Source organism: Kitasatospora sp. NPDC059462, from assembly GCF_042749955.1.
Lineage (GTDB): Bacteria > Actinomycetota > Actinomycetes > Streptomycetales > Streptomycetaceae > Kitasatospora.
Map to the genome: position 1 here is coordinate 8012 of NZ_JBHYUU010000029.1, position 25108 is coordinate 33119.

Genomic DNA, 25108 nt, shown 5'->3' on the forward strand with positions numbered 1-25108 from the left:
TGGGGCGGTGTTGTCGTTGCGGGGGGGGGCCCCGCCCCGGGGGGGGGGGGGGGGGGCGGGGGGGGGGGGCCGGGGGGGCGGGGCGGGGGGGGGCGGGGCCCCGGGGGCGCGCCCCCCGGCCCCCCGGGAGTACGGGGGTGCGATCAGCTGGTGGCGTGGGTGGTGCTGCCACAGGCGCCGACCGGCAGGGTGCGGAAGCCGTAGCTGGTGATGTCCGCGGCGGCGACGGAGTTCTTGCAGATCCAGCCGTTGGTGCCGAAGATCGCGCGCAGCGCGGTGCCCTGGGTGTCGGTGGCGTTCCAGTTGGCCTCACGGACGACGTTGTAGATCACGCGGCCGAAGGAGGTGTTGGAGAAGGCCAGGGTCAGGACGTGGGTGGTGGGGTCGATCGGGACGACGTTGTCGATCGAGCGGACGGTCAGGGCCCCGGCCTGGTCGCTACCGGCACCGTGGCCGTTGTAGACCTGGCCGATGTAGTGGGCGACGGAGTAGGGGACGATCGCGTCGGCGTCGTTCAGGATCGGGTCGGTGCCCTGGTTCTCCTGGACGGTGGGGTTGGCCGTGACGCAGGCGCCACCGTTGGACAGGCCCAGCGCCTGGAGGAAGAAGGAGCGGGTGCCGGAACCGTTCTGCGGGAGGTAGGCCTTGATGGTGCCGCCCACGCCCGTGTAGCCCGGGATCTGGTTCCAGTTGGTGTAGGTGCAGTTGTAGATGTTGACCAGGTCGGCCTTGCTCAGGTTCGCCGGGGCGTGGCTGCCCGTGGTGGTGGTGGCGTAGCTGACGGCGTCCTTGGCGAAGGCCACGAACAGGTCGGTCAGCGGGTCGCCGGCGGCGCCGCCCGGGACGCTGTTCTTCGGGCCGCGCGAGGAGCGGGCGAAGTCGACCGTGGCCTTGTTGGTGGCGTCCAGCGCCGAGATGCCGGCGGACGAGCCGTTCGGGCGCGCCAGCGAGGTGGCACCGGTCTTGGTGGTGATCGGCGAGGAGCCGGTCGCGTCCCAGCTGTACAGACGCGGCAGGGTGCTGCTGGCGCCCAGGAACGCGTTGTAGTCGGTCGAGAACTGGTTCAGGACGGCCTGGGTGGTGTCCGAGCCGACACCCACGATGTCCTGCGCGAGCGGCAGGGTGGGCAGGGTCGACGGGTCGGCGACGGCGGTGCCGCTGGCGACGGTGGCGACCGAGGTGGCGATGGCGGCGGCGGCGAGCAGCTTGGCAGCGGTCTTGCGCATGTTCCTGTTCCTCCGGTGGGAGAGACGTACATCGCTTGCCCGGGTACTGGTCGTCAGTCCCGGGGCCGTGAGCCGCGTCCGCGGCGGCCCGTTCCGGCAGTGCCGATCCTGTCGGTCGGCGCGGTTCCGTCGGAAGGGCGGACGACCGCCGCGGGCAATTGTCGATTTCTCGGTTCGGAGAGGTTTAGCAACAGGTCAGCGCGGCCGTGAAGGGGGGGAAAGCCGCAGGTCAGGGGCCGGTGACGTTCTTCTCCAGGTGGCGACTCGGGGGGTTGCCGGATACCTGTGCTTCACCGGAAGAGGGGGAAACGGGGGCGCGGCGGGGGCCAACGCGAGAAGCCGCCCGAGGGCGGCTGGAGGCGGCGGTTCACGACCCGTCAGAACGGCCAGGCGTCGTCCCGTCCGGAGCGGCGCAGGTCCTGTCCCAGGCGCTGGAGTCCGGCGAGGAACCCGGTCACGCCGGCCTGGCACTGGTCGCGCCGCAGGTACCCGCGGGCGCTTCGGGCCACCGGTCCGGCGGCTTCGGCGCCCGGGCGGGTGGTGCGCACCGGCAGGTACGCCGTCCACACCCACAACCGCGCCTCGGACTGGCCGACGGTACATCGCAGCGCGGTCCGCTCGATGATCAGCTCGCGGACCGCATCGGCGAGTTCAGCCTCACCGCGGTAGGTCCGCACGCCGACGCCGAGCTGCCGCCCGTTGGCCGCGCGCAGCGCCCAGGAGAGCGAGCGGTCCCCCACCGGGACGGTCAGCAGACGCGGACCGCGCCGGTCAGCGGACATCGGACGTTCTCAACGACGGCCCGCGTTCCGTGAGTTCGGGAAGCTCCAGGGCCGGCTGCTTGGCCAGCAGCACGACGAAGCGCCGGAAGGCGTTCTGACAGGTGGCGTACCGCTCGTAGGCACGGCTGGACCGCACCTCCGGCAGGGTCCGCGACCCGGGGATCACCCAGATCCAGCCGATGCCGTCCCGGACGTGCGTGATCCGGGCGGTGAGCCCGTCCGCGCCGGCCCGTAAGCCGTCGAAGACGCGCTCCGCCTCCCCGGCCGTCTCGTACGCGGCCGGGGTGACCGCGACGACGCGTCCGTTCGGTGCTTTCAACTGCCATCGGTACCGCCCGTCCGGTGCCCGTTCGGCCCGGAACCCCCCTCGACCTGCCCCTGCTGCGGTGTGACCGCGGCTCGACGCGTCCACTGCTCCCCCACAGTCCGGTTTCTCTCCGAGACGGGAGTAAAGCTATGTGTGCACACGAGAGCGCCGGAAGGCCGTGAAAAGCACAACTTGCTCCGTTGGCCGGGAAGTTCTCTCTCGTTAAACTTTCACCGGGTGCACACCAACCGCGCGCCAACCGAACCCGGCACGGATCCCCGTCGTTTACAAACTGTTCGAACGGACCCCGGCGGGGCCCCATCGGCCGTACGGGTGTTCAGAGCCGGGCCGTCCACCGCACCCGGGTGCCCCGGCCGTACGGGCCGGGCTCGTGCCAGGCGTCGCCGCCGAGCGCCTCGGCCCGCCGCGCCAGGTTCCGCAGGCCGCTGCGCCGCCCGCCCTCGGGGATGCCGACGCCGTCGTCGGTGACGGTCAGCAGGACCCCGGGGCGCCCGCCGCGGTCCAGCGACTCCGGATCACCGCCGACCGGGCGTCCGCCGTCGTCCAGGTGCACGGTGGCGTCGACCTCGACGCCGACCCGGGAGGCCCGGGCGTGCCGGGCCGTGTTGGAGAGCATCTCCCGCAGCGCGGCGAGCAGTTGACGGCCGGTCTTCTCGCCGACCAGGCTCTCCACCGGGCCGACGAACGAGACCGAGGGCTTGAAGCCGAGCGCCGCCGCGGTCTGGCTGCACTCGCGCAGCGCCCGGGTCCGCAGGGTGTCCGGCTCCTCGCCGTGGTCGTCGTGCTGGAGCGCGTAGATGGTGGTGCGGACCTCCTGGATGGTGGCGTCCAGTTCGTCCACCGCCTCGCCGATGCGGACCTTCACCTCCGGGACGATGGCCCGCCGGGCGGCGCCCTCCAGCATCATCCCGGTGGCGAACAGCCGCTGGATGACCAGGTCGTGGAGATCCCGGGCGATCCGGTCGCGGTCCTGGAAGACGGCGAGCCGCTGCTGGTCGCGCTGGCCCTCGGCGAGCCGCAGCGCCAGCGCGGCCTGCGAGGCGAAGGTCTCGGCGAGCTGCTTCTCGGCCTCGGAGAACGGCACGGCCCCGCGCGAGCGCCAGACGCAGAGCCCGCCGAGCACCCGCCCGGCGGCGACCATCGGCACGGCCAGCGAGGGCCCGAAGCTGCGGGCGAGCCGGATCACCACGGTCGGGTCGGTGGACATGTCGTCGAGGTGGACGCTCTCCCCCTTGAGCAGCCGGGAGGCGAAGCTGTCCGGCGGCAGCAGCTCGCCGCGGACGAACTCGGCGGCCTCCCCGGAGGCGTGGGCGACCCGCAGCTGACCGTCCCCGGTCGGCAGCAGGATCATCCCGAGCGCGGCGTCCGCCAGCTCCCGGACCTGCTCGGCCGCGACGGTGAGGGCGACCTCGGCCTCGTCGGTGGAGAGCAGCGCGGTGGTCACCGCGGCCGCGCCGGCGATCCACCGCTCCCGGCGCCGGCCCTCCTCGTAGAGGCGCGAGTTCTCGATCGCGACCCCGGCCGCGGCGGCCAGCGCGTGCACCACCTGCTCGTCCTCGGGGGTGAAGGCGCCGCCCCCGCGCTTCTCGGTGAGGTAGAGGTTGCCGAACACCTCGTCGCGGATCCGGATCGGCTCGCCGAGGAAGGTCCGCATCCCGGGGTGGTGCGGCGGGAAGCCGTACGAGCGCGGGTCGGCGGTGAGGTCGGTGAGCCGCAGCGGCTCGGGCCGGTCGATCAGCGCGCCGAGGATGCCCCGGCCGACCGGCAGCTCGCCGATCTCCCGGACGGTCTCCTCGTCGACCCCGACGTGGATGAAGTCCTGCAGCCCGTGGCCCCCGGGGGCGACCACCCCGAGCGCGGCGTACCGGGCGTCCACCAGTTCGGCGGCGCCGGCCGCGATCCGGTGCAGGGTGGCGTGCAGGTCGAGCCCGGCGCCGACCGACACCACGGCCTCCAGCAGCCGCTGCATCCGGTCGGTGACGGCGGCGGCCGACTGCAGCCGCTCCGACACCTCGGTGACCAGCGTGTCCAGCCCGAGCGAGGAGATCTCGGGCACGCGGTGCGGCGCCTGGTCGGGCTCCGGCTCCGGCGGGGTGAAGTCGGGCAGGTCTGGCGTGGGGTCCATGAGGACGAGCGTAGTTTGTACGCTTTTCAGTGGAAGTAGCGACGCGACGGCGCGGCCGCTCCGCCCGGTCAGCCGACCGCGAGCGGCAGCCCGTCGGTCTCCCGCTCGCGCTCCCGCATCCCCCGCAGGCGCCCGCCCGGGAGGGCGAGGAGCTCCGACCAGCGGCCGCGCTCGACGACCCGGCCGGCGTCCAGGACGAGCACCTCGTCGACCGTGGTGTCGTCGAGACCGGCCAGCCGGTGGGTGATCAGGACGGTGGTGCGGCCGGCGGTGGCGGTGAGCAGGTCGGCGGTGAGGGCGTCGGCGGTCGGCAGGTCGAGGTGTTCGGCGGGCTCGTCCAGGACGAGCACCGGGAAGTCGGCGAGCAGCGCCCGGGCCAGCGCCAGCCGCTGGCGCTGGCCGCCGGAGAGGCGGGCGCCGTGCTCGCCGACCATGGTGTCCAGGCCGTCCGGCAGGGTCTCGGTGAAGTCCAGCAGCCGGGCGGCGGCGAGGGCGGCGCGCAGCTCGTCCTCGTCCGCGTCCGGGCGGGCGAGGCGGAGGTTCTCGCGCAGCGAGCTGTCGAAGACGTGGGCGTCCTGGGCGCAGAGCCCGATCACCCGGCGGACGTCCTCCCCGGCGAGCTCCCGGCTGTCCACGGCCTGCGGGCGGCCGGCCGCGAACACCACACTCCCGGCGTCCTGGTCGAGGAAGCGCAGCAGCGTCCGGGCGAGGGTGGTCTTGCCGGAGCCGGAGGGGCCGACCACGGCGATCCGCCGGCCGGCGGCGAGGTCGAGGTCGATGCCGGACAGCGCGTCGCCCGTCCGGCCGGGGTGGCGGGCGGTCAGCCCGCGGACGGCGATCGGCAGCGGCCGCTCGGGCAGGGCCTTCGGCGCGGCGGGTTCGGCGACGGCGGCGGGCGCGTCCAGCACCTCGTCGAGCCGGGCCGAGGCGGCCAGGCTGCGCCGGCGGGCCTGGACGGCGAGCGGCATGCCGGTGACGGCCTCGAAGGCGGCCAGCGGGGTGAGCACGACCACGGCCAGGCAGACCGGGGCGAGCGCCCCGGACTCGACCCCGCGCAGGCCGACGGCCGCGGCGGCGGCCACGGTGAGGCCGGTGAGCAGGGTGATCAGCCCGGTGCCGAGCGCGGCGGTGGTGGCCGAGCGGGCGGCCAGCCCGGTGAGGGCGTCGTCGGCGGCGCGGACGGCGGCGAGCCGGCCGGGCAGCGCGCCGGCCACGGTGAGTTCGGCCGTCCCGCTGAAGGCGTCCAGCACGGTGGTGGCGAGCCTGCCGCGCGCCGGGGCCTGGCGGCGTTCGGCGGCGGCCGACCAGCAGGCGGTCAGTGCGGGCACCACCAGGCCGGCCAGCAGCAGGCCGAGTCCGAGCACCACCCCGGCGGCGGGCAGGAAGGCGCCCGTCGCGACGGCGGCGGCCAGCGAGACCACCGCGGCCACGGCGGCCGGCAGCCGCCAGCGCAGGTGGTGGTCCTGGACGGCGTCGACGTCGGCGACCAGCCGGGAGAGCAGGTCGCCGCGCCGGAACGCGGGCAGCGCGGCCGGGGCGAGCGCGGTGAGCCGGCGGTAGACGGCGGCGCGCAGGGTGCCGAGGGTGCGCAGCACGGCGTCGTGCGAGACCAGCCGCTCGGCGTAGCGGAAGACGCTGCGGCCGATGCCGAAGGCACGCACCGCGGTGACGGCCATCATCAGGTGGAGGACCGGCGGCATCTCGGAGGCGCGGGAGATGAGGTAGCCGGAGGTGGCCATCAGCGCGACGGCGCAGCCGAGGGCGAGGGAGCCGAGGAGCACGGAGAGGGCGAGGCGGGGCCCGGCCGTGTCCCGGGCGGGTGCCGGCCCCTCCTGCGCCGGGGGCGGGGTGGGCCGGCCGCGGTGCGCGAGCACGGGGACGGCCGCCGGGGCGGCCGGGGGAGCGGCCGGACCGGCCAGCCGGACCCGCCGGTCGGCGGCGGCCAGCAGCGCGGGCCGGTGCGCGACCAGCAGCACGGTGCGCGCCGGGTCGGCGGCCAGCGCCCGGACGGTGTCCACCACGGCCGCCTCGGAGGCGCCGTCCAGGTTGGCGGTGGGCTCGTCCAGCAGGACGAGCGGGCGGTCGTCGGCGAGCAGCACCCGGGCGAGCGCGAGCCGCTGGCGCTGGCCGGCCGAGAGTCCGGCGCCGTCCTCACCGAGGGGGGCGTCCAGCCGGGTGACGAAGTCCAGGGCGTGGGCGGAGCGCAGGGCCGTCCACAGCTCGTCGTCGGTGGCGTCGGGCCGGTGCAGCCGCAGGTTGTCGGCGACGGTGCCGGCGAACAGGTGCGGGTGCTGGGGCACCCAGGCGATCTGCCGCCGCCAGCTCTCCGGCTCCAGGTCGGCCAGGTCGTAGGTCCGCCCGTCGGCGGCGGTGATCCGGACGCGGCCGGCGTCCGGGACGGTGAGGCCGAGCAGGACGCCGAGCAGGGTGGACTTCCCGGCGCCGGACGGGCCGGTGAGCGCGACGCTCTCGCCCGGGCCCAGCACCAGTGCGGCGTCGTCGAGGGCGGGCACGGTGCGGCCGGGGAAGCGCACGGTGAGGCCGTCGGCCGTGAGGCGGGCCCCGGCGAGGGCGGGCGCGGGCACCGTGCCGGCGGCGGGCAGCGGGGTCTCCAGCACCTCGAAGATCCGGTCGGCGGCGGTCAGGCCCTCGACGCTGGAGTGGTAGAGCGCGCCGACCTGGCGGATCGGGAAGTAGACCTCGGGGGCGAGGATCAGGACCAGCAGCCCGGTCTCCAGGTCGAGGCTGCCGTTCACCAGCCGGAAACCGATCGAGACGGCGACCAGTGCGACCGAGAGGGTGGAGAGCAGTTCCAGGGCGAAGGAGGAGACGAAGGCGATCCGCAGGGTGCGCAGGGTGGCCCTGCGGTAGTCGGCGGTGATCCGGGCGATGGTCCCGGCCTGGGCGCGGGCCCGGTTGAAGACCTTGAGCGTGGGCAGCCCGGCGACCACGTCCAGGAAGTGGTGGGAGAGCCGGGAGAGGGTGCTCCACTGGCGGTCCATCCGGGCCTGGGTGGCCATCCCGATCAGCACCATGAACAGCGGGATCAGCGGCAGGGTGCCGGCGATGATCGCGGCCGAGGTGGCGTCGGCGCCGACGATCCGCAGCAGCACGGTGGCCGGGACGACCACGGCGAGCGCCAGCTGCGGCAGGTAACGGGCGAAGTAGTCGTCGAGCGCGTCGACGCCCCGGGTGGCGAGGGCGGTGAGTTCGCCGGTGCGCCGGCCCGCCAGGTGGGCCGGGCCGAGCGCGGTGGCGTGGTCGAGCAGCCGGCGCCGCAGGGTGGACTTCACCCGGGCGACGGACCGGTGCGCGGTCAGTTCGGTGAGCCAGCCGACCAGCCCGCGTCCGACCGCGGTGAGCACCAGCAGCGCCAGCGGCGCGGTGAGCTCGTCGAGCCCGGTCCGCTGCTGGAAGCCGCGGACCACGAGCTCGGCGATCAGGCCCGCCTGGGCGACCACCAGGGCCGCGTTGGCGGTGCCCAGGAGGACGGTCCCGGCGAGGAAGACCCGGGTGGTGCGGGCGTACCCGAGGAGTCGGGGGTCGACCGGCTTCACGGCGTCAGGCCTTGTCGAGGGCGGCGGCCGGGTCGTGCCCGGGGATGTGCTGGACACCGATCCGCTTGCGGAACACCCAGTACGTCCAGCCCTGGTAGAGCAGCACGAGCGGGGTGAAGATCACCGCCACGACGGTCATCAGCTTGAGCGTGTAGGCCGAGGAGGCCGCGTTGGTCACCGTCAGGCTCCAGTCCGGGTTCAGCGTGGACGGCATGACGTCGGGGAAGAGCGAGAGGAAGAGCATCGCGACGGCGGCCACGACGGTCGCGCCCGAGAGGACGAACGCCCAGCCCTCGCGGGCCACCTGGTTGGCGGCGAGCGCGCCGACCAGGGCCAGCACGGCGATCACCAGGGCGGCGAGGCTCCAGCCGTTGCCGTGGTCGGCCTGGGTCCAGATCAGGAAGACCGCGGCGAGCGCCGCCGTCGCCAGTCCGGTCCGCAGGGCACTGGCCCGGGCCCGGTCGCGGATGTCGCCGACCGTCTTGAGCGCGGCGAACACCGAGCCGTGGAAGACGAACAGGAACAGCGTCACCAGGCCGCCGAGCAGCGCGTACGGGTTGAGCAGGTCCCAGACGCTGCCGGTGTAGTTCTTCTCGGCGTCGATGTCCACGCCGCGCACGATGTTGGCGAAGGCGACGCCCCAGAGGAAGGACGGGAGCAGCGAGGTCCAGAAGATCGCCTGCTCCCAGTTGCGCTGCCAGCGCGGCTCGGGCCGCTTGGCCCGGTACTCGAAGGCGACGCCGCGCACGATCAGGCAGACCAGGATGACCAGCAGCGGGATGTAGAAGCCGCTGAACAGGGTGGCGTACCAGTCCGGGAAGGCCGCGAAGGTGGCGCCGCCCGCGGTCAGCAGCCAGACCTCGTTGCCGTCCCAGACCGGGCCGATGGTGTTGATCAGCACCCGCCGCTCGGTGGTGTTCCGGGCCAGCGTCCTGGTCAGGATGCCGATCCCGAAGTCGAAGCCCTCCAGGAAGAAGTAGCCGATCCAGAGAACGGCGATCAGGACGAACCAGACGTCGTGAAGTTCCATGGTGTGTCGGTCCTATCGATCCTCGGGGGCCTCAGTAGGCGAAGGCGAGCGGCTTGTCGGCGTCGTCGTCGGAGGCCGGGCCGCGCAGGGACGGGTCCTTGGCGGGCGGCTGCTCGTCGGTGGCCGGACCGGCCTTGGCGTACTTCACCAGCAGCTTGACCTCGATGACGGCGAGGATCGCGTACAGCGCGGTGAAGGTGCACAGCGCGCCGATCTGGGTGCCGACGCTCACGTTGGGCGAGACGGCGCTGGCGGTGGTCATCAGTCCGAAGACGGCCCAGGGCTGGCGGCCCATCTCGGTGAAGATCCAGCCGAAGCTGTTGGCGATCAGCGGGAAGCCCATGGTGAGGATGCCGATCCGCCAGCTCCACTTGGTGAGCAGGGGGCCGAGCTCCCGCTTCGGGGTGATCATCAGCCTCGGCACCTCGTCGTCGCCGGTACGGAACTCCGGGGCCAGGAAGCGCTTCTTGCGGGTGGTCCAGAGTCCGATCAGGCCGGCCACGAAGGAGGTCATCCCGAAGCCGATCATCAGGCGGAAGCCCCAGTAGGTGACGAAGATGCTGGGGATGTAGTCCTTGGGGTCGCCGCCGTACTTGGCGGCCTCGGCGGCGGCGGTGTCGTTGATGCCGGGGACGGCGGAGCTGAAGTCGCTGTTGGCGAGGAAGGACAGCGCCGCGGGGATCTCCAGCTCGACCGAGTTGTGGCCCTTGCTGACGTCGCCGACCGCGAAGATCGAGAACGGCGCGGGGGCCTTGGTGTCCCAGAGCGCCTCGGCGGCGGCCATCTTCATCGGCTGCTGGCGGAACATGACCTTGGCGAGCTGGTCGCCGCTGAGCGCGGTGCCGAGGCCGGCGATCACGGCGAGCACCAGGCCGAGGCGCAGCGAGGTGCGCATCGCGGCGACCCGCTTGGGGTTGGCGCTCTCCGGCTTGCGCTTGGCCTTCCAGAGGTGGAAGGAGGCGATGCCGACCACGAAGGCCGCGCCGGTGAGGAAGGCCGCGGTCAGGGTGTGCAGGACGACGGTGACGGTGGTGTCCTGGAACAGCACCCGCGCGATGTCGTTGAGCTGGGCCTTCCCGGTGGCCGGGTCGATCGCGTAGCCGACCGGGTGCTGCATCCAGGAGTTGGCCGCGAGGATGAAGTAGGCGGAGAGCACGGTGCCGAGCGCGACCATCCAGATGCAGGCGCAGTGCAGCTTGCGCGGCAGCTTGTCCCAGCCGAAGATCCACAGGCCGATGAAGGTCGACTCGAAGAAGAAGGCGATCAGTGCCTCCATCGCGAGCGGGGCGCCGAAGACGTCACCGACGAAGCGGGAGTAGTCGGACCAGTTCATGCCGAACTGGAACTCCTGGACGATGCCGGTGACCACGCCCATCGCGATGTTGATCAGGAAGAGCTTCCCCCAGAACTTGGTGGCGTGGAAGTACTTCTCCTTGTTCGTCCGCACCCACGCGGTCTCCAGCCCGGCGACGATCGCGGCGAGGCTGATGGTGAGCGGGACGAAGAGGAAGTGGTAGACGGTGGTGATGCCGAATTGCCATCGCGCGATGGTCTCGTGAGCGATTGCCAGTTCCACGTCGCCCTCTCTCCAACCGACCCTCTGAGGTCACATATCAGACAAACTTCATGTATAGCCGGGGACCGTCGTCCAAGCGCGCAAGCTTGTCCGCTTGTGAACGTGAACACGTTCACAAGCACAGTATCCATCACCCTTACGCGGGAGGTGCGGGCGGGGTGGGCCCGGGCGGGCGACTGACCAGCGGCGATGCCGTGCGCACAGTCTGTAAGGGCACCCGCCCGGCCACAACGAGCGGCCGGGCGGGTGGGGTGGGAGATCTGGACGATCCGTAGCATTGACAGCCGCCGGATCCTCCACGGCGGCCCGGTCGGGACCGCGGGGCGTCCGCCGGGGCGGCTACTCCCCCGCCACCGGGTGGCTGCCGTAGGGGCGGGTGATGAGCTCCATGCCGTGGCCGGCCGGATCGAGGAAGTAGACCCCCCGGCCGCCGTGGTGGTGGTTGATCTCGCCGGGCCGCTGCATCCCGGGATCGGCGAAGTGGTCGACGCCCTCCGCGAGGAGCCGGGCGAAGGCCGCGTCGAACACCTCGTCCGGGACGAGGAAGGCGTAGTGCTGGAGGACGATCGCCTCGCCCGGGACCGAGGCGAAGTCGAGGGTGACGCCGTTGTCGGTGGTCACCGGGACGAACGGGCCCCAGGCCGTTCCGACCTCAAGGCCGAGGATCCTCGCCAGGAACTCGGCGGACTCCCGGTTGTCCCGGGCGTGGACGATGGTGTGGTTGAACTGCACGGACATGTGTGGAATGCCTCCGTAAGGCACTCACGGGCTACCTCCATGCCTCACCCGGACGGTGACCGACACGCGATGCCGTGCCCACGATCCTAGGCCGCCGGATCCGGATCGCACCAGGCGTTCTCCGCGCCTCCGTGCCAGACTTCCACCCCATGCGGACGATCGTCGAAGCGATGGCCGGGCGACTGGCCGCGGTGCCGGGTGTGGTCGGCGTCATGCTGGGCGGCAGCCGGGCCCGGGGTGAGCACCGGCCGGACTCCGACTGGGACCTCGGCGTCTACTACCGCGCCGGACTCGACCAGGACGCCCTGCGCGCGGTGGCGGGACCGGGCGTGGAGGTGACCGGCCCGGGCGGCTGGGGGCCGTGGGTCGACGGCGGTGCCTGGCTCACCGTCGAGGGCGTCGGCCGGGTGGACTGGATCCTGCGCGACCTCGACCGGGTCGACCGGGTCCGGGCCGACTGCCTGGCCGGCCGCTACGAGGTGGGCATCCAGGCGGGCCATCCGCTCGGCTTCTGGTCGCCCTGCTACGTCGGGGAGTTGGCGCTCGGCGAGGTCCTCGCCGATCCGTCCGGCGCGCTGACGGAGCGCCGGGCCGCCTACGGCGCGTACCCGGAGCCACTGCGGGCCGCCCTGATCGCCGGCACCTGGGAGGCCGGGTTCCTGCTCGACGGCGCCGCCAAGGGCGCGGCCCGCGGCGACACCCTGTACGTCGCGCTCTGCCTCTCGCGCGCCGTCGGCGTCCTGGTGCAGGCGCTGTACGCGGCCGACCGCCGCTGGTGCCTCAACGAGAAGGGCGCGCTCGCCGTCGCCGAGGCACTGCCCGGCGCCCCGGACGGCTTCGGTCCGCGCGCCCGGGCGCTGCTCGCCGCCCCCGGCGACGGCCCGGCGGCGCTCGCCGCCACCGTGGACGCCGCCCGAGCCCTGGTCGACGACACCGTGGCAGCGCTGCAAAGGGGTTGACGAACCGTCAGGCGCGACCGAGGAGCTGGGTGCCGGAGGCCGAGGGCGCGCGGGCGGTGAAGTAGTCGACGAAACCGCGCAGGAGCTCCGCCGCGGTGATCACGCCGTCCCCGTCCGTGTCCAACTGCCGGAACCCGTGCGAGAGTTCGGCCGGGTGCACGCGGCGGCCGCCGAACAGCACCCGGTACTCGGCGAAGTCCAGCAGACCGTCGCCGTCGGTGTCGGCCGCCGCGAACACCGCCCGCAGCGCGGGCAGCAGGCCGCCCTCCAGGTAGGCCGGGTCGCGGTCGCAGCCGGCCAGGGTGGCGGCGACGTACTCGGCCCGGCTGATCCGGCCGTCGCCGTCGGCGTCCATGCCCGCCCGCAGGTGCTCCCACCACGCCTCGAACGCGGCGTGCACCCGGGCCTCGCCGTCCTCGGACAGCTCCAGCTGCCAGCAGACGTTGTGCGCCATCGCCTCCAGGTCGCGGGCGGTGAGCCAGCCGTCCCCGGTCTGATCGAGGACCTCCCGGAAGAACCGGTCCAGCCGGGGCGGCCGGGTGTCCTGGCGCGGCATCCGCCGGGGCCGGGAGGGCGGGCGGACACCGGGGGCCCGGTAGCGCAGACGGTCCGGCAGCCGGGTCAGCACCACCCGGGCGCCGCGGTGCAGCAGCCGGGACAGCAGCGCCCCGCGCCGGGTGGGGACCAGGCCGAACCGGTCGCGGTAGAGCGCCGGGAGGTCGGCGACGGTCAGCTCGGTGACCACCCGGGCCACCACCGACCGCAGCAGCCGCCAGCCGGCCGGCCCGAGGAAGCGCAGCCGGCGCGGGCAGGGCGCCTCGTGCAGCATGTCGTACAGCAGGTGCCGCGCCGTCCCGGTGAACTCCAGCCGCTCGGCGGTCGTCCGCCGCAGGAAGCCGGGCAGTTCGGCGGCGCTCGCGGGCAACTCCCCGGCGGGCAGCCCGAACACCGCCGCGATGTCGGCGAACTCCCGGTAGAGCGCTTCGAGTTCGTCCGGCGTGTACGGCTCGCCGCTCAGCTCCCGCATGGCGGCGACCGCTTCGAAGAGGGTGAGCAGCACCCAGGCCCGGGTGGCCGGGTCGTGGGCGTCGTACGACCGGCCGTCCCCGGTGGTGCCGCGGATCCGCCGGTGTGCCCGGTCGAGCCGCTGGATCTCGCGCCAGAGCTGCTCCTGGTCGGACTGGAAGAGCCGCCGCCCGCTGCCGAGGGTGTGCTCGATCCGGCGCCAGGGGTGCCCGCGGTAGGTGGAGTGGGCGTCCATCCCGGCCGCGACCACCGGATGGGACGCCTGGAGCACCAGCAGCCGCCAGGCGACGAGGACGATCCGCCACTCCGAGAGATCCCGGCGGAAGGACACCTCGGGACGTGGTGCTGACGCTGCTGACGCTGCCATCCGGGAATCTCCTGGGAGTTGCGGGACCTTCGCGTACGGGCGGGGCCCTTCCCGGCCGTCCGGCGGGGAAACCAGGCGCAGGATTGGTCGGACAGTCCTACGTGGCAGGCACTGTCAGCTCCGCCAGCTCCGCGAGGTCCGCCGCGTCCAGACGCAGCGCGGCGGCCGCGACGTTCTCCTCCAGATGGGCCGGCGAGGAGGTGCCCGGGATGGCGAGGATCGCCGGCGAGAGGGCCAGCAGCCAGGCCACCATCACCTGGGCCCGGGTGGCGCCGTGCCGCTCGGCCACCCGGCGCAGAGCCGGGTGGTCGGGGACCCCGGTGCCGCCCAGCGGGTAGAACGGCACGAAGGCGATGCCCCGTTCGGTGCAGTCGGCCAGCAGCCGCTCGTCGGCCTCGTCGTGCTCCAGCACGCTGAACCGGTTCTGCACCGCGGCCACCGGTGCGATCGCCTCCGCCTCGGCCAGCTGGGCGGCGTTCACGTTGCTGACGCCCAGCTGCCGGATCAGCCCCTCCGTGCGCAGCTCGGCCAGCGCGGCGAAGGGCTCGGCGATCGAGGACTGGCTGGGCAGCCGGCGCAGGTAGACCAGGTCGAGCCGGTCCACGCCGAGCTCGCGCAGATTGCGGTGGACCGCCGCGCGCAGCGCGTCCCGGTCGGCCGGGTCCAGCCAGCGGCCCTCCGGGTCGCGGCCGGGGCCGACCTTGGTGGCGATCACCAGGTCGTCCCGGTAGGGGTGCAGCGCCTGCCGGATCAGGTCGTTGGCGGAGACGTCGCGGAAGAAGTAGAACCAGGCGGTGTCGATGTGGTCGATGCCCAGCTCCGCCGCCCGGCGCAGCACCCGCAGGCTCTGCGCGGGGTCGCAGGCGGGGCCCTCCCAGTCGTGGGAGGGCAGCTTCATCGCGCCGAAGCCCATCCGGGAGACCGGCAGTTCGCCGCCGAGGAGGAAGGTGCCGGCCGCTGGTGCCTGAGGAGTCGTCATGGCCTCCACCCTCACCCGGGCTCGCCGGACCGCCGGCCGATCTGGCAGCTTGCTGCCATGAGCACCGATCAGATCATCACCCTGCACGGCGAGGACGAGCTCGTCCAGCGGGCCGGCCACCTCTTCCTGGCCTCGCGCGAGGAGTTCCTGGTCGCCGCCGCCGACCTGGTGACCTGGTCGGCGGGCGTCAACGCGGCCTTCCGCGAGGGGAAGCGGCCGCGCGTCGTCCCCGGCCTGACCATGCGCAAGCTGTACAGCCGGCGCGCCCTGGCCGACCCGGAGTCGCTCCGGCGGCTGCGGCGGATCGCCGCGAGCGGCATCGAGGTCCGGATCTCCGACGGGCCGATCGCCCGGGAGGCCATCGTCATCGACCGCCGCACCGCGATCCTGGCCGGAGCCCCGGTGCGCGGCGTCCGCGCCTACACGGTGGTGCACACCCCGGAGGTCGTCGAGGGCGTGCGCTCGCTGTTCCGGGCCACCTGGGAGAGCGCCACCGTCCTCGCCGACTGCGCCGCGCCGCCGCCCCCGCTGACCGGCCGGGCCCGGGACATCCTGCGCACCCTGGCCGCCGGCCACACCGACGAGACCGGCGCCCGCCTGCTCGGTGTCTCCCTGCGCACCTACCGCCGCCGGGTCGCCGAGCTCATGGACGCCCTCGGCGCCGGCTCCCGCTTCCAGGCCGGTCTGCTCGCCCGGGGCCTCCTGGACGGGGACGCCGGCCCGGACGGCCCCCGGTGATCCTCCGGGCCTCAGCGCTGGTGCGGGAGTTCCAGGCGGAAGGTGGCGCCGTTGCCGGGGGCGGTGTGCAGGGTGAGGGCGCCGCCGTGGGCGTGGGTGAGGGCGGTGGCGATGGCGAGGCCGAGGCCCGCGCCGCCGCGCCGGTCGTTGCGGCTGCGGGAGCCGTCCACGCGGTAGAAGCGGTGGAAGACCAGGGCGGCCTGGTCGGCGGTGAGGCCGGGGCCCGCGTCCGCGACCTCCAGGAGGCAGAGGCCGTCGTCGGTGCCCACGCCGATCCGCACCGGGGTGCCGGGCGGGGTGTGCTTGACGGCGTTGCCGACCAGGTTGGTGACCACCTGGCGCAGCCGGGCCTCGTCGCCGAGGACCGGCGCGGGCCCGGGCGGGCCGCTGCCGGCCGGGCCGGTGAGCGCGACCGGGCGGCTCGGGTCGAGCGCGGTGAGGTCGTGCAGGGCGTCGGCGGCGAGTGTGCGCAGGTCCATCGGGGCGAGGTCGAGCGGGCGCTCCTCGTCCAGCCGGGCGAGCACCAGCAGGTCCTCGACCAGGGCGCCCATCCGCACCGCCTCGTTCTCGATCCGGCCCATGGTGCGCCGTACGTCGGCCTCGGTCGGCAGGGCGCCCATCCGGTACAGCTCGGCGAAGCCGCGGATGCCGGCCAGCGGGGTGCGCAGCTCGTGCGAGGCGTCCGCGACGAACCGCCGCATCCGGGCCTCGGACTCCTGGCGGGCGGCGAACGCCGACTCGATCTGCGCCAGCATGCCGTTCAGCGCGACGGAGAGCCGGCCGACCTCGGTGTGCGCCGGGAGCACGGGCATCCGGTGGGAGAGGTCGCCGTCGGCGATCCGCTGGGCGCCCTCCTCGATCCGGCGCAGCGGCCGCAGCCCGGTCCGCACCGCGAAGAAGCCGAGCGCGGCGATCAGCAGCAGGACGGCGCCGCCGATGCCGAGGAAGGCGGTGCGCAGCCGGGCGACGGTGCCGTCGATGTCCTCCCGGGAGACCGCGACCATCACGTACGCGGAGTTCGGCGCGGGTGCGGCGAAGGGGCTGACCGGCGTGCTCTGCCGCTGGACCGGCAGCACCAGCGCCCGCCAGCGGTTGCGGCCGCCGCGCTGGTCGGGCAGGTCGAAGGGGGTGTCGGGGTCGAGCCTGGCGGGGTCGAAGCCGGCCGGCTGCGGCGCCGGGTCGTTCTCGGAGACCGGTTGGCGCACCACGAACTGCACCTTGCCGTCGGCGGACAGGTACTGCACCAGGTACTGGCTGGGCAGGGTGGCCAGGTACTGGGTGGAGGTGCGCTTGCCGCCGGCCACCGGCACCTGCTGCTGCTTGGCGTCCGGCCAGCTGAGCCGGGACGGCGCCCGGCGGGCGAGCGGCTCGGCGTAGCGTTCCAGCTGCTCGTCGAGCCGCTGCAGCAGCTGGTGGCGGACGCTGCCGAGCACGACGGTGTCGCTGACCACCAGCCCGGTGGTGACCAGCACGAGCACCAGCACCAGCAGCCGGGCGCGCAGGGACAGCCGGCCGAGCCGGCGGGGCGGGGCGACGATCACTGCGTGGTGCTCAGCCCTGCGGCGGGCGGCGCAGGGCGTAGCCGATGCCGCGCACGGTGTGGATGAGCTTGGGCCCGTGCGCCGGTCCGGAGTCGAGCTTGCGGCGCAGGTAGGAGATGTAGGACTCGACGATGGAGAGGTCACCGCCGAAGTCGTAGGCCCAGACGTGGTCGAGGATCTGCGCCTTGGAGACCACCCGGCCGACGTTGGCCATCAGGTAGTGCAGCAGCTTGAACTCGGTCGGGGAGAGCGCGACGACGCTGCCGCCGCGGGTGACCTCGTGGGCTGTCGGGTCGAGGAGCAGGTCGGCGACGATCAGCCGGCCGTCCTCGGCCGGTCCGCCGGAGCGGCGCAGGATGGCGCGGATCCGGGCGATCAGCTCCTCCAGGCTGAACGGCTTGGTCACGTAGTCGTCGGCGCCCGCGGCGAGGCCCTGGACCTTGTCGCCCACACCGTCCTTCGCGGTGAGGAAGAGCACCGGCAGGTGGTCGCCGGGGTGGCCGTGGGCGGGGCCGGCGATCAGGCCGCGGCTGGTCTGCTCGCGCAGCCGCTCGACGAGGGTGAAGCCGTCCAGGTCGGGCAGCATCACGTCGAGGACGACCAGGTCGGGGCGGTCGGCGGCGATCAGCCGCAGCGCCTCCGCGCCGGTCCCGGCGGAGGCGACCCGGAAGCCCGAGAAGCGGAGCGAGGCGGACAGCAGTTCGCGGATGTTCGGTTCGTCGTCGACGACGAGGAGGTAGGCCTCCCCAGGGCCGCCGCTGTTCACCGCCGAAGTTCCTGGTGTCGACACAGTGCCTTGCACGGGGGTTCCGCCTCCCGGTCGGACGATGGCGTTCAGCTTGAGGCTAGCCCGGGGAGGCTATGGGCCATCGATGAATGTTGGATTAACACCTTATCGGGCGGATTTGTACGGACGGACCGGCAGGGCGGGCCTCGATGGTGTGCGGACGGCTCGGGCGGCGGTCCGGCGCGAGCCGCGACGGGGGTGCGCGGCCCGGCCCCCCGGAGGAACCGGGGCCGGGCCGCGCGGGCGTCCGGGGCGGCCGGGTCAGCCGCCGGACGCGGACCGGGAACCGCCGCCGGGTCCGGCGGCGCCCCCGATCAGCTGGGTCGCGGCGTAGCCGCCGTCGCCGGACGGGGTGCCCACCACCGTGACGCTCTGGCCGGGCTGCAGGTCACCGACCGTGCCCTCCTTGTTGAGCTGCACCTTCGTGGTGTCGGCGGTGGTCACCTTGACGGTGTTGCCGTTGCTGTCGGTGAGGTAGACGGTGGTGCCGTCCACGGCCTTGACCGTGCCCCGGGTGAAGCCGCCCTGGCCGCCCTGCACCTCCTTGCCTGCGCCCGCGCCGCCCTGCCCGCCCTGCCCGCCCTGCCCGCCCTTGCCGGGGACGCCGCCGGGGAAGCCGCCCGCCCCGCCCCGCGGCTGCTGGGCCCCGGCGGCGCCCGTCCGGCCGCCGGCCCGGTCGGAGCCCTGGTCCTTCTGGTACCAGACGCCGCCGGCGAAGGCCGCCGTGGCGATCACCACACCGGACAGCACCAGCGGGACCCACGGCAGCCGCCGGCGCGGCGGCGCGGCCGGCTCTCCGCCGACGTCCCGGGCGTCCGGGGCGGGGGCGAGCAGGACGACCTGCTCGGCGGGGGTGTGCGGCTCGGTCTCGTCGCTCATGTTCAGCGCTCCTTGGTCACTCGTGGCGGAGGGCGTCGATCGGGCGCAGCGCGGCGGCCCGGTTGGCGGGATAGCTTCCGAAGAACAGACCGATGGCGACGGCGATGCCGAACGCCCCGAGCACCGACTCGGGTATCACCACCGGCTCGATGCCGACGATCGTGAAGCGGGCGCCGGCGATCCCGGCCAGCACGCCCAGTCCGGCGCCGATCACCGACAGCAGGGTGGCCTCGGCGAGGAACTGCCCGAGGATCACCCCGCGCGGGGCGCCCAGCGCCTTGCGGATGCCGATCTCCCTGGTCCGCTCGGTGACGGTGACCAGCATGATGTTGGTGATGCCGATCCCGCCGACCAGCAGCGAGATCGCGGCCACCGCGCCGAGCAGCACCGTGAAGGTCCTGCTGGTCGACTCGCGGGCGCCGAGCAGCGAGGTCTGGCTGCTGATCCGGAAGTCCGCCCTGCTCGGGTCGGCGATCGCATGGGTGCCGAGCAGGACGCGGGTGATCTCGGACTGGGCCGGCGCCGTGCGGTCCGCCGAGCCCGCCTGGACCAGGATCTGGTTGACCGGGCCGAAGCCGGTGAACGCGTTCTGCACCGTCGGCAGCGGGGCGATCAGCACGTCGTCGGGGTCGGTGAAGCCGGTGCCGCCCTTGGCCCGCAGCACGCCGACCACGGTGAACGGGGTCCCGCCGACGGTGATCGTCCTGCCGACCGGGTCGGCGGTGGCGAACAGCTGCTTGGCGGTGGTCGCCCCGAGCACCGCCACCTTGCGGGAGTTCAGCACGTCGTCCGCGGTGAAGTACTCGCCGTGCCCGACCTTCTGGTTGGCGGTCTCGAAGTACGCCGGGTAGGTGCCGACGATCGAGCCGGGGCTGTACGCGATGTCCCCGTACAGCGCGGTGCCGCTCGTCGTCACCACCGGCGCCACCGACCGGACGGCGTTCGCGTCCGCCTCGGTGGCGAGCGCCCGGGCGTCGGCCACGGTGAGCTTCTTGGCGGTGCCGGCCGAGCGCGCGCCACCGGTCGCCGAACCGGAGGTCACGGTCAGCGCGTTGGTGCCGAGCGAGGTGATCGACTCCTTGACCGCGACCGAGGAGCCGTTGCCGACGGCCAGCAGCAGGATCACCGAGGCCACCCCGATCAGCACCCCCAGCATGGTGAGCGCGGAGCGCACCTTGTTGGCGGCCAGGCCGCCGGCGGCGAAGCGGAGCGTCTGCCAGAGGATCACGCCGGCACCCCCGCCCCGGGCAGCGCGGGCGGCGGACCGTCCACCGGGGCCTGCCGGACGTCGGCGACGACCGCGCCGTCGACCAGCCGCAGCACCCGTTTGGCGTGCCGGGCGACCTCGTCCTCGTGGGTGATCAGCACGATCGTGCGGCCGGTGGCGTTGAGGCCGTCGACGAGCGCCAGCACCTCCTCGGTGGAGCGGCTGTCCAGGTTGCCGGTGGGCTCGTCGGCGAGCAGCATCGCGGGCACGGTGACCAGCGCCCGGGCCACCGCGACCCGCTGCTGCTGGCCGCCGGAGAGCTCGTTGGGCCGGTGCCCGGAGCGGTCGGCCAGGCCGACCAGGGAGAGCGCGGCGAGCGCCCGGCGGCGGCGCTCGGCGGAGCGCACGCCCGCGTAGGCGAGCGGCAGCTCGACCTGGGCCAGCGCGGTGGTGCGGGGGACGAGGTTGAAGGACTGGAAGACGAAGCCGATCCTGCGGTTGCGGACCAGCGCCAGCTGCCGTTCGTCCAGGTGACCGACGTCGGTGCCGTCCAGCAGGTAGCGCCCGGAGGTCGGCACGTCGAGGCAGCCGAGGATGTTCATCAGGGTGGACTTGCCGGAGCCGGAGCTGCCCATCACGGCGACGTAGTCGCCCTGCTCGATGTCCAGGTCGACGCCCAGCGGGGCGCCGGTGGCCGGGTCGTCGGGGCCGCGCAGGGCGTGCACGGTGGCGTCGCCGCGGCCGTAGGACTTGGTGAGGCGGCGGATCCGGATCACCGGAGCCGGCGCCCCGGCGTGGTCGTGGGACATCAGCGGCCACCGCCCCGGCCGGCGCCCGCGCCGCCCGTGCCACCGCCGCCGGGGACCTCGATCACCGGCACGCCGCCCTTCACGCCCGGGAAGGAGCCGCCGGGGAAGCCGTTGGAGCCGCTGGTGGAGACCAGTTCGACCCGGTCGCCCTCGGCCAGCCCGGAGACCACCTGCACGGTGGTGTCGCCCTCGACGCCCACCTCGACGCCGACCCGCTCGGTGCCGCCGTCCGGCCGCACCACGGTGGCCGTGCGGCTCGCGCCGGTGCCGGACAGGGCCGCGGTGGGCAGCGAGAGGGCGTTGTCCGCCTCACCGGTGACCACCGAGACGGTCGCGCTCAGACCGGTGCGCAACGCGCTGACGTCCCCGGAGAGCTGCAGCGTCGCCGTGTACTGGACGGCGGCCGACCCGCCGCCGGAGCCGCTCACCGGCAGCGGGCTGACCGACAGCACGGAGGCGTTGAACCTGCGGTCGGACTGCGCGTTCAGCGTGACGGTGGCGGCCTCGCCCTTCTTCAGCTTGAGCGAGTCCAGCTCGGAGAAGTTCGCGGTGACCTGCATCCCGGTCGGGTTGGTCAGCACGATGAAGCCGCTGGGGGCGGTGGAGGAGCCGACCGACGCCTTGGAGCCGGACGAGGAGCCGCCGGAGGAGCTCCCGGATCCGCCGGTCGGGCCGACCGTGTCGCCGGGCTTGCCGCCCACCGAGGCGACCGTGCCGTCCACCGAGGCGGTGAGCGTCGTCCCGGCCAGCGCCGCCTGGGCGTTGGCGAGGTTGGTCTGCGCGGTGGAGAGCTGCTGCTCGGCCTGGGCCACCGCCGCGTCGTCGACCTTGGTGGTGGTGATCGTGGTGGTCCGCGGCTCGGGCACGGTGGTCTGCGCCGCCGGGACGGTGGCCTTCGCGGACGGGCTGATCTGCGCGGACGGGTCGGCCTTCGCGGAGGGGTCGGCCTGCCCGGACGGGTCGTCCTGCGGGGCGGGGTCGGCCTGTGCGGAGGGATCGGCCTGCGGGGCGGGCGCGCTGCTCCCGCCCGCCCCGCGGCCGCTCGCCCCGGACGATCCGGACGATCCGGACGAGGCGCCGGACCTGGCCGGCAGCTGCTGGACGGTCGTCGTGGTGACGCCGGCGCGGGCCTTGGTCAGGTTGGCCGTGGCGGTGTTCAGCGCCGACTGCGCGGCGTCCACCTGCTGCTGGGCCGTGGTGGTGTCGACGGTGGCGAGCACCTGCCCCTTGGCCACCATGTCCCCGACGGCGACGTTGACGGCCGTGAGCCGCCCGCCGGTGGTGAAGTCCTGGGCCGCGTCGGTGGGCGAGGCCAGGGTGCCGGTTCCGGACACTGTGGCCAGGACCGTGCCCTTGGTGACGGTCGCCGTCCGGACCGGGGCCTTGGCGGCCGCCGTGCCGGGGTCGTCGTCCAGCACGGTGTACGCCAGGGCGGCGGCACCCAACAGGGCCACGCCGAGCGCGGAGTTGACGAGGACGGCACCTCGCCGTCGCGGGAACACCTTCATGGCGCCCAGCATCCCGGGGCGCTCTTGCACCGCCCTGGACACCGTCTGGGAGGCGGCTGACCGCCCGAACCGGGTCATAGGCCGCGGTCCGGGCGCCGCCGGGCACCGGCCCGGCGGGCCGTGGGCGAAGTGTTGACCGACCTCCCAGCCGCCTCCCACGGGATCCCCAGCCGCTCCTGAGCCGCCGGACGGCCGGCCCGTGCCCCGCCGGGCCCGGACGCCCCCGCGAACGCCGCGGAAGGGGTCACAGCTCCTTGCGGAACGCCTCCGCCACCGCGAGGAAGATCGAGTTGCCCTCGACCTCGCCGATCGAGATCCGCACGCCCTCCGGGAACGGCCGGACGATCACGCCGGCCTCGGCGCACGCCGCCGCGAACTCCTGCGAGCGCTCGCCGAGTTCCAGCCAGACGAAGTTGGCCTGCGAGTCCGGGATCTCCCAGCCCTGGGCGCGCAGCCCGGCGACGACCCGGTTCCGCTCCTCGACCAGCGCGTCCACCCGGACCATCAGGGCGTCCTCGGCGCGCAGCGAGGCGACGGCGGCGTCCTGGGCCAGCTGGGTGACGCCGAACGGCACCGCGGTCTTGCGCAGGGCGGCCGCCACCGGCTCGTGGGCGATCGCGAAGCCGACCCGCATCCCGGCCAGGCCGTACGCCTTGGAGAAGGTGCGCAGCACGCAGACGTTCGGGCGGTCGCGGTAGAGGTCGATGCCGTTGGGCACCTCGGGGTCGCGGATGAACTCGATGTACGCCTCGTCGACGACGATCAGCACGTCGGCCGGGACGGCGTCCAGGAAGCGCTCCAGCTCGGCGCGGTGGATCACGTTGCCGGTGGGGTTGTTGGGGTTGCAGACGAAGATCAGCCTGGTCCGCTCGGTGACCGCGGCGAGCATCGCGTCCAGGTCGTGGTCACCGCCGGCGGTGAGCGGGACCGGGACCGGGGTGGCGCCGGCGACCTGGGTGATGATCGGGTAGGCCTCGAAGGAGCGCCAGGCGAACATCACCTCGTCGCCGGGGCCGGCGGTGGCCAGGATCAGCGACTGGGCGACGCCGACCGAGCCGGTGCCGGTGGCGATGTGCTCGGCGGGCACGTCGAAGTGCTCGGCGAGCACGGCGGTCAGTTCGGTGACGGCCATGTCCGGGTAGCGGTTGAGCTTGCCGGCCGCCGCCACCGCCGCCTCCAGCACGCCGGGGAGCGGCTCGTAGGGGTTCTCGTTGGACGACAGCTTGTACGCGTCGGCGCCGGCGGGCTTGCCCGGCTTGTAGGTGGGAATGCCGTCCAGGGTCGGCCTGAGGCGAGGGCCCTGTGCTGCGGTCACGGTCGGTCTCCTTCTGTCTTTCCGCTGCGTTCGCCCGCCACGGCCGGGATCGCCGCCGTGCCCGGGATCGGAACGCATCCGGTCCACCCCGGTCGGGTGCCCCGAACGATACCGATCGCACTCACCCGTAGGAGTGAGATGCCCGGTCGGGCTACAGGTGCAGATCAGCCATTCTGCCGGGTTCCTTTGGCACATGTCAGAGGTGAACCGGCAGGTTTCGTCCGGGGATCGAAGGGGCGCGCGCGGGCTCACTCATGGAGAAACGTATCTCCACAGGCTCCCAATGCGCCGGTCACAGACCCTTGTCAGGAGCCATACGATCGGTCCGCCATGACAGCAGCAGCCAACCAGAGCGGTCGGCGTCCCACCACCTCACGGCGTCTGGAGCGGGCCGGCATCCGGGATGTGGCAGCAGCCGCCGGAGTGTCGATCACCACCGTCTCCGACGCGCTGAACGGGAAGGGCCGCCTGCCCGACGAGACCAGAAGCCGGGTGCGCGAAGTCGCCGAGCGCCTCGGTTACCGCCCCTCGGCGGCCGCACGGACCCTGCGCACCGGACGGTCCGGCCTGATCGGGCTGACCGTCACCACCTACGGCGAAGAGCCGTTCACCTTCACCGAGTTCGCCTACTTCGCCGAGATGGCCCGGGCCGCGACCAGCGCCGCCCTGGGCCGCGGCTACGCGCTGGTGGTGCTGCCCGCCTCCTCCCGGCACGACGTCTGGGGCAACATCGCCCTGGACGGCACCGTGGTGATCGACCCGCCCGACCAGGACCCGCTGGTGAGCGAGCTGTACCGGTCCGGCGTCCCGGTGGTCAGCGACGGCAAGCCGGGCAACTGCCCGGTCACCGCCTGGGTCGACAACGACCACGAGGCCGCCGTGCTCGGCATCCTCGACCACCTCTCCGAGGCCGGTGCCCGCCGGATCGGCCTGCTCACCGGCACCAGCACCGACACCTACACCCGGCTCTCCACCGAGGCCTACCTCGGCTGGTGCGCCAAGGTCGGCCAGGAGCCGGTCTACGAGACCTACCCCGCGCACGACCCGGCCGCCGGCGCCGTCGCCGCCGACCGGCTGCTCGCCCGCCCCGACCGGCCGGACGCCGTCTACGGCCTCTTCGACCCCAACGGCACCGACCTGCTCGCCGCGGCCCGCCGCTACGGCCTGCGGGTGCCCGACGACCTGCTGCTGGTCTGCTGCAGCGAGAGCGACGTCTACGCGACCACCGAGCCGCCCATCACCACCCTGTCGCTCAAGCCGCGGCGGATCGGCACCACCGTGGTGAACCTGCTGATCGACGCCATCGAGGGGGTGGACTCCGGCACCGGCGTCGACATCGCCCGGCTCTTCCCGCCACGCTTCCGCACCGCCGGCACCGGCCCGCCGCCCGGCACCCTGATGCCCACCGAACTCATCGTGCGCGCCTCCTCCCAACGGCGGAGCCCGCGCACCACGGTCAGCCCGCCCCGCCCGCCGGGCGAGGTGTGACCCCGGGCCGCACCCCTCCGGGTGCGCGGCCCACCCCCTGCCGAGTCGGGACAAAACGGACCTGACGGACCGACCGGCTGACGCTCCGGAGGATTGGATACCCACCAGGTGACGACGCCGGGAGAGTGGTCTTCCTATGATGG

20 protein-coding genes are annotated in these 25108 nt (G+C 73.9%); 3 read left to right on the forward strand and 17 right to left on the reverse strand.

Annotated elements, in window-relative coordinates; genetic code table 11:
• Positions 1 to 143: 143 nt before the first annotated feature.
• The 8 genes from ACFXAM_RS10960 to ACFXAM_RS10995 all read right to left on the reverse strand — a co-directional run bounded on the left by ACFXAM_RS10960 (position 144) and on the right by ACFXAM_RS10995 (position 11362).
• Positions 144 to 1226 carry a substrate-binding domain-containing protein gene (locus ACFXAM_RS10960; RefSeq protein WP_380289680.1) on the reverse strand — a complete coding sequence of 361 codons (1083 nt, stop codon included), beginning with the start codon at positions 1224 to 1226 and terminating at the stop codon, positions 144 to 146.
• A 377-nt stretch (positions 1227 to 1603) separates the two neighbouring features.
• Positions 1604 to 2008 (reverse strand): hypothetical protein, encoded by a 405-nt coding sequence (locus ACFXAM_RS10965; protein WP_380289682.1) that lies wholly within the window; start codon positions 2006 to 2008, stop codon positions 1604 to 1606.
• Entirely contained in the window at positions 1998 to 2327 is a 330-nt protein-coding gene (locus ACFXAM_RS10970; RefSeq protein ID WP_380289684.1) for a hypothetical protein, read from the reverse strand. The genes ACFXAM_RS10965 and ACFXAM_RS10970 overlap by 11 nt, the downstream gene beginning before the upstream one ends.
• 325 nt (positions 2328 to 2652) lie before the next feature.
• A complete protein-coding gene (locus ACFXAM_RS10975) occupies positions 2653 to 4461 on the reverse strand; it encodes a GAF domain-containing protein (protein ID WP_380289686.1) in 1809 nt (602 codons plus the stop codon).
• 68 nt (positions 4462 to 4529) lie between these two features.
• Entirely contained in the window at positions 4530 to 8018 is a 3489-nt protein-coding gene (gene cydD, locus ACFXAM_RS10980) for a thiol reductant ABC exporter subunit CydD (RefSeq protein ID WP_380289688.1), read from the reverse strand.
• Positions 8019 to 8022: 4 nt separating this feature from the next.
• Complete coding sequence (gene cydB, locus ACFXAM_RS10985; RefSeq protein WP_380289690.1) at positions 8023 to 9048, reverse strand: cytochrome d ubiquinol oxidase subunit II; 1026 nt, start codon at positions 9046 to 9048, stop codon at positions 8023 to 8025.
• Between the two features lie 31 nt (positions 9049 to 9079).
• Positions 9080 to 10624, reverse strand: coding sequence for a cytochrome ubiquinol oxidase subunit I (locus tag ACFXAM_RS10990; protein ID WP_380289692.1), 1545 nt, complete (start codon positions 10622 to 10624; stop codon positions 9080 to 9082).
• Positions 10625 to 10963: 339 nt separating this feature from the next.
• Positions 10964 to 11362, reverse strand: coding sequence for a VOC family protein (locus tag ACFXAM_RS10995; RefSeq protein WP_380289694.1), 399 nt, complete (start codon positions 11360 to 11362; stop codon positions 10964 to 10966).
• Between the two features lie 149 nt (positions 11363 to 11511).
• Here ACFXAM_RS10995 and ACFXAM_RS11000 point away from each other — a divergent pair, with 149 nt between their 5' ends.
• The gene (locus ACFXAM_RS11000) at positions 11512 to 12321 is read left to right on the forward strand and encodes a DUF4037 domain-containing protein (RefSeq protein WP_380289696.1); all 810 of its coding nucleotides are present in this window, start codon (positions 11512 to 11514) and stop codon (positions 12319 to 12321) included.
• A 7-nt stretch (positions 12322 to 12328) separates the two neighbouring features.
• On the opposite strand, the gene ACFXAM_RS11005 is transcribed toward ACFXAM_RS11000, so the two are convergent.
• Together ACFXAM_RS11005 and ACFXAM_RS11010 are read right to left on the reverse strand one after the other, a co-directional pair.
• Complete coding sequence (locus ACFXAM_RS11005; protein WP_380289698.1) at positions 12329 to 13714, reverse strand: oxygenase MpaB family protein; 1386 nt, start codon at positions 13712 to 13714, stop codon at positions 12329 to 12331.
• Between the two features lie 97 nt (positions 13715 to 13811).
• Positions 13812 to 14693, reverse strand: coding sequence for an aldo/keto reductase (locus ACFXAM_RS11010; protein WP_380289700.1), 882 nt, complete (start codon positions 14691 to 14693; stop codon positions 13812 to 13814).
• Between the two features lie 57 nt (positions 14694 to 14750).
• On the opposite strand from ACFXAM_RS11010, the gene ACFXAM_RS11015 reads away from it, so the two are divergent.
• Entirely contained in the window at positions 14751 to 15431 is a 681-nt protein-coding gene (locus tag ACFXAM_RS11015) for a DNA-binding response regulator (protein ID WP_380289702.1), read from the forward strand.
• Positions 15432 to 15442: 11 nt separating this feature from the next.
• On the opposite strand, the gene ACFXAM_RS11020 is transcribed toward ACFXAM_RS11015, so the two are convergent.
• The 7 genes from ACFXAM_RS11020 to hisC form a co-directional block, all read right to left on the reverse strand.
• Complete coding sequence (locus tag ACFXAM_RS11020) at positions 15443 to 16972, reverse strand: sensor histidine kinase (RefSeq protein WP_380289704.1); 1530 nt, start codon at positions 16970 to 16972, stop codon at positions 15443 to 15445.
• Between the two features lie 10 nt (positions 16973 to 16982).
• A complete protein-coding gene (locus ACFXAM_RS11025) occupies positions 16983 to 17738 on the reverse strand; it encodes a response regulator transcription factor (RefSeq protein ID WP_380289706.1) in 756 nt (251 codons plus the stop codon).
• 282 nt (positions 17739 to 18020) lie between these two features.
• The gene (locus ACFXAM_RS11030) at positions 18021 to 18638 is read right to left on the reverse strand and encodes a hypothetical protein (protein ID WP_380289708.1); all 618 of its coding nucleotides are present in this window, start codon (positions 18636 to 18638) and stop codon (positions 18021 to 18023) included.
• 16 nt (positions 18639 to 18654) lie between these two features.
• The gene (locus ACFXAM_RS11035; RefSeq protein ID WP_380289710.1) at positions 18655 to 19866 is read right to left on the reverse strand and encodes an ABC transporter permease; all 1212 of its coding nucleotides are present in this window, start codon (positions 19864 to 19866) and stop codon (positions 18655 to 18657) included.
• Positions 19863 to 20654 (reverse strand): ABC transporter ATP-binding protein, encoded by a 792-nt coding sequence (locus ACFXAM_RS11040; RefSeq protein ID WP_380289712.1) that lies wholly within the window; start codon positions 20652 to 20654, stop codon positions 19863 to 19865. Before ACFXAM_RS11040 ends, ACFXAM_RS11035 begins: the two co-directional genes overlap by 4 nt.
• Positions 20654 to 22162 (reverse strand): efflux RND transporter periplasmic adaptor subunit, encoded by a 1509-nt coding sequence (locus tag ACFXAM_RS11045; RefSeq protein WP_380289714.1) that lies wholly within the window; start codon positions 22160 to 22162, stop codon positions 20654 to 20656. Before ACFXAM_RS11045 ends, ACFXAM_RS11040 begins: the two co-directional genes overlap by 1 nt.
• 244 nt (positions 22163 to 22406) lie before the next feature.
• Positions 22407 to 23477 (reverse strand): histidinol-phosphate transaminase, encoded by a 1071-nt coding sequence (gene hisC / locus ACFXAM_RS11050; protein WP_380289716.1) that lies wholly within the window; start codon positions 23475 to 23477, stop codon positions 22407 to 22409.
• A gap of 330 nt (positions 23478 to 23807) precedes the next feature.
• Between hisC and ACFXAM_RS11055 the strand changes: the two genes are divergently transcribed.
• Positions 23808 to 24965 (forward strand): LacI family DNA-binding transcriptional regulator, encoded by a 1158-nt coding sequence (locus ACFXAM_RS11055; protein ID WP_078879728.1) that lies wholly within the window; start codon positions 23808 to 23810, stop codon positions 24963 to 24965.
• Positions 24966 to 25108 lie beyond the last annotated feature (143 nt).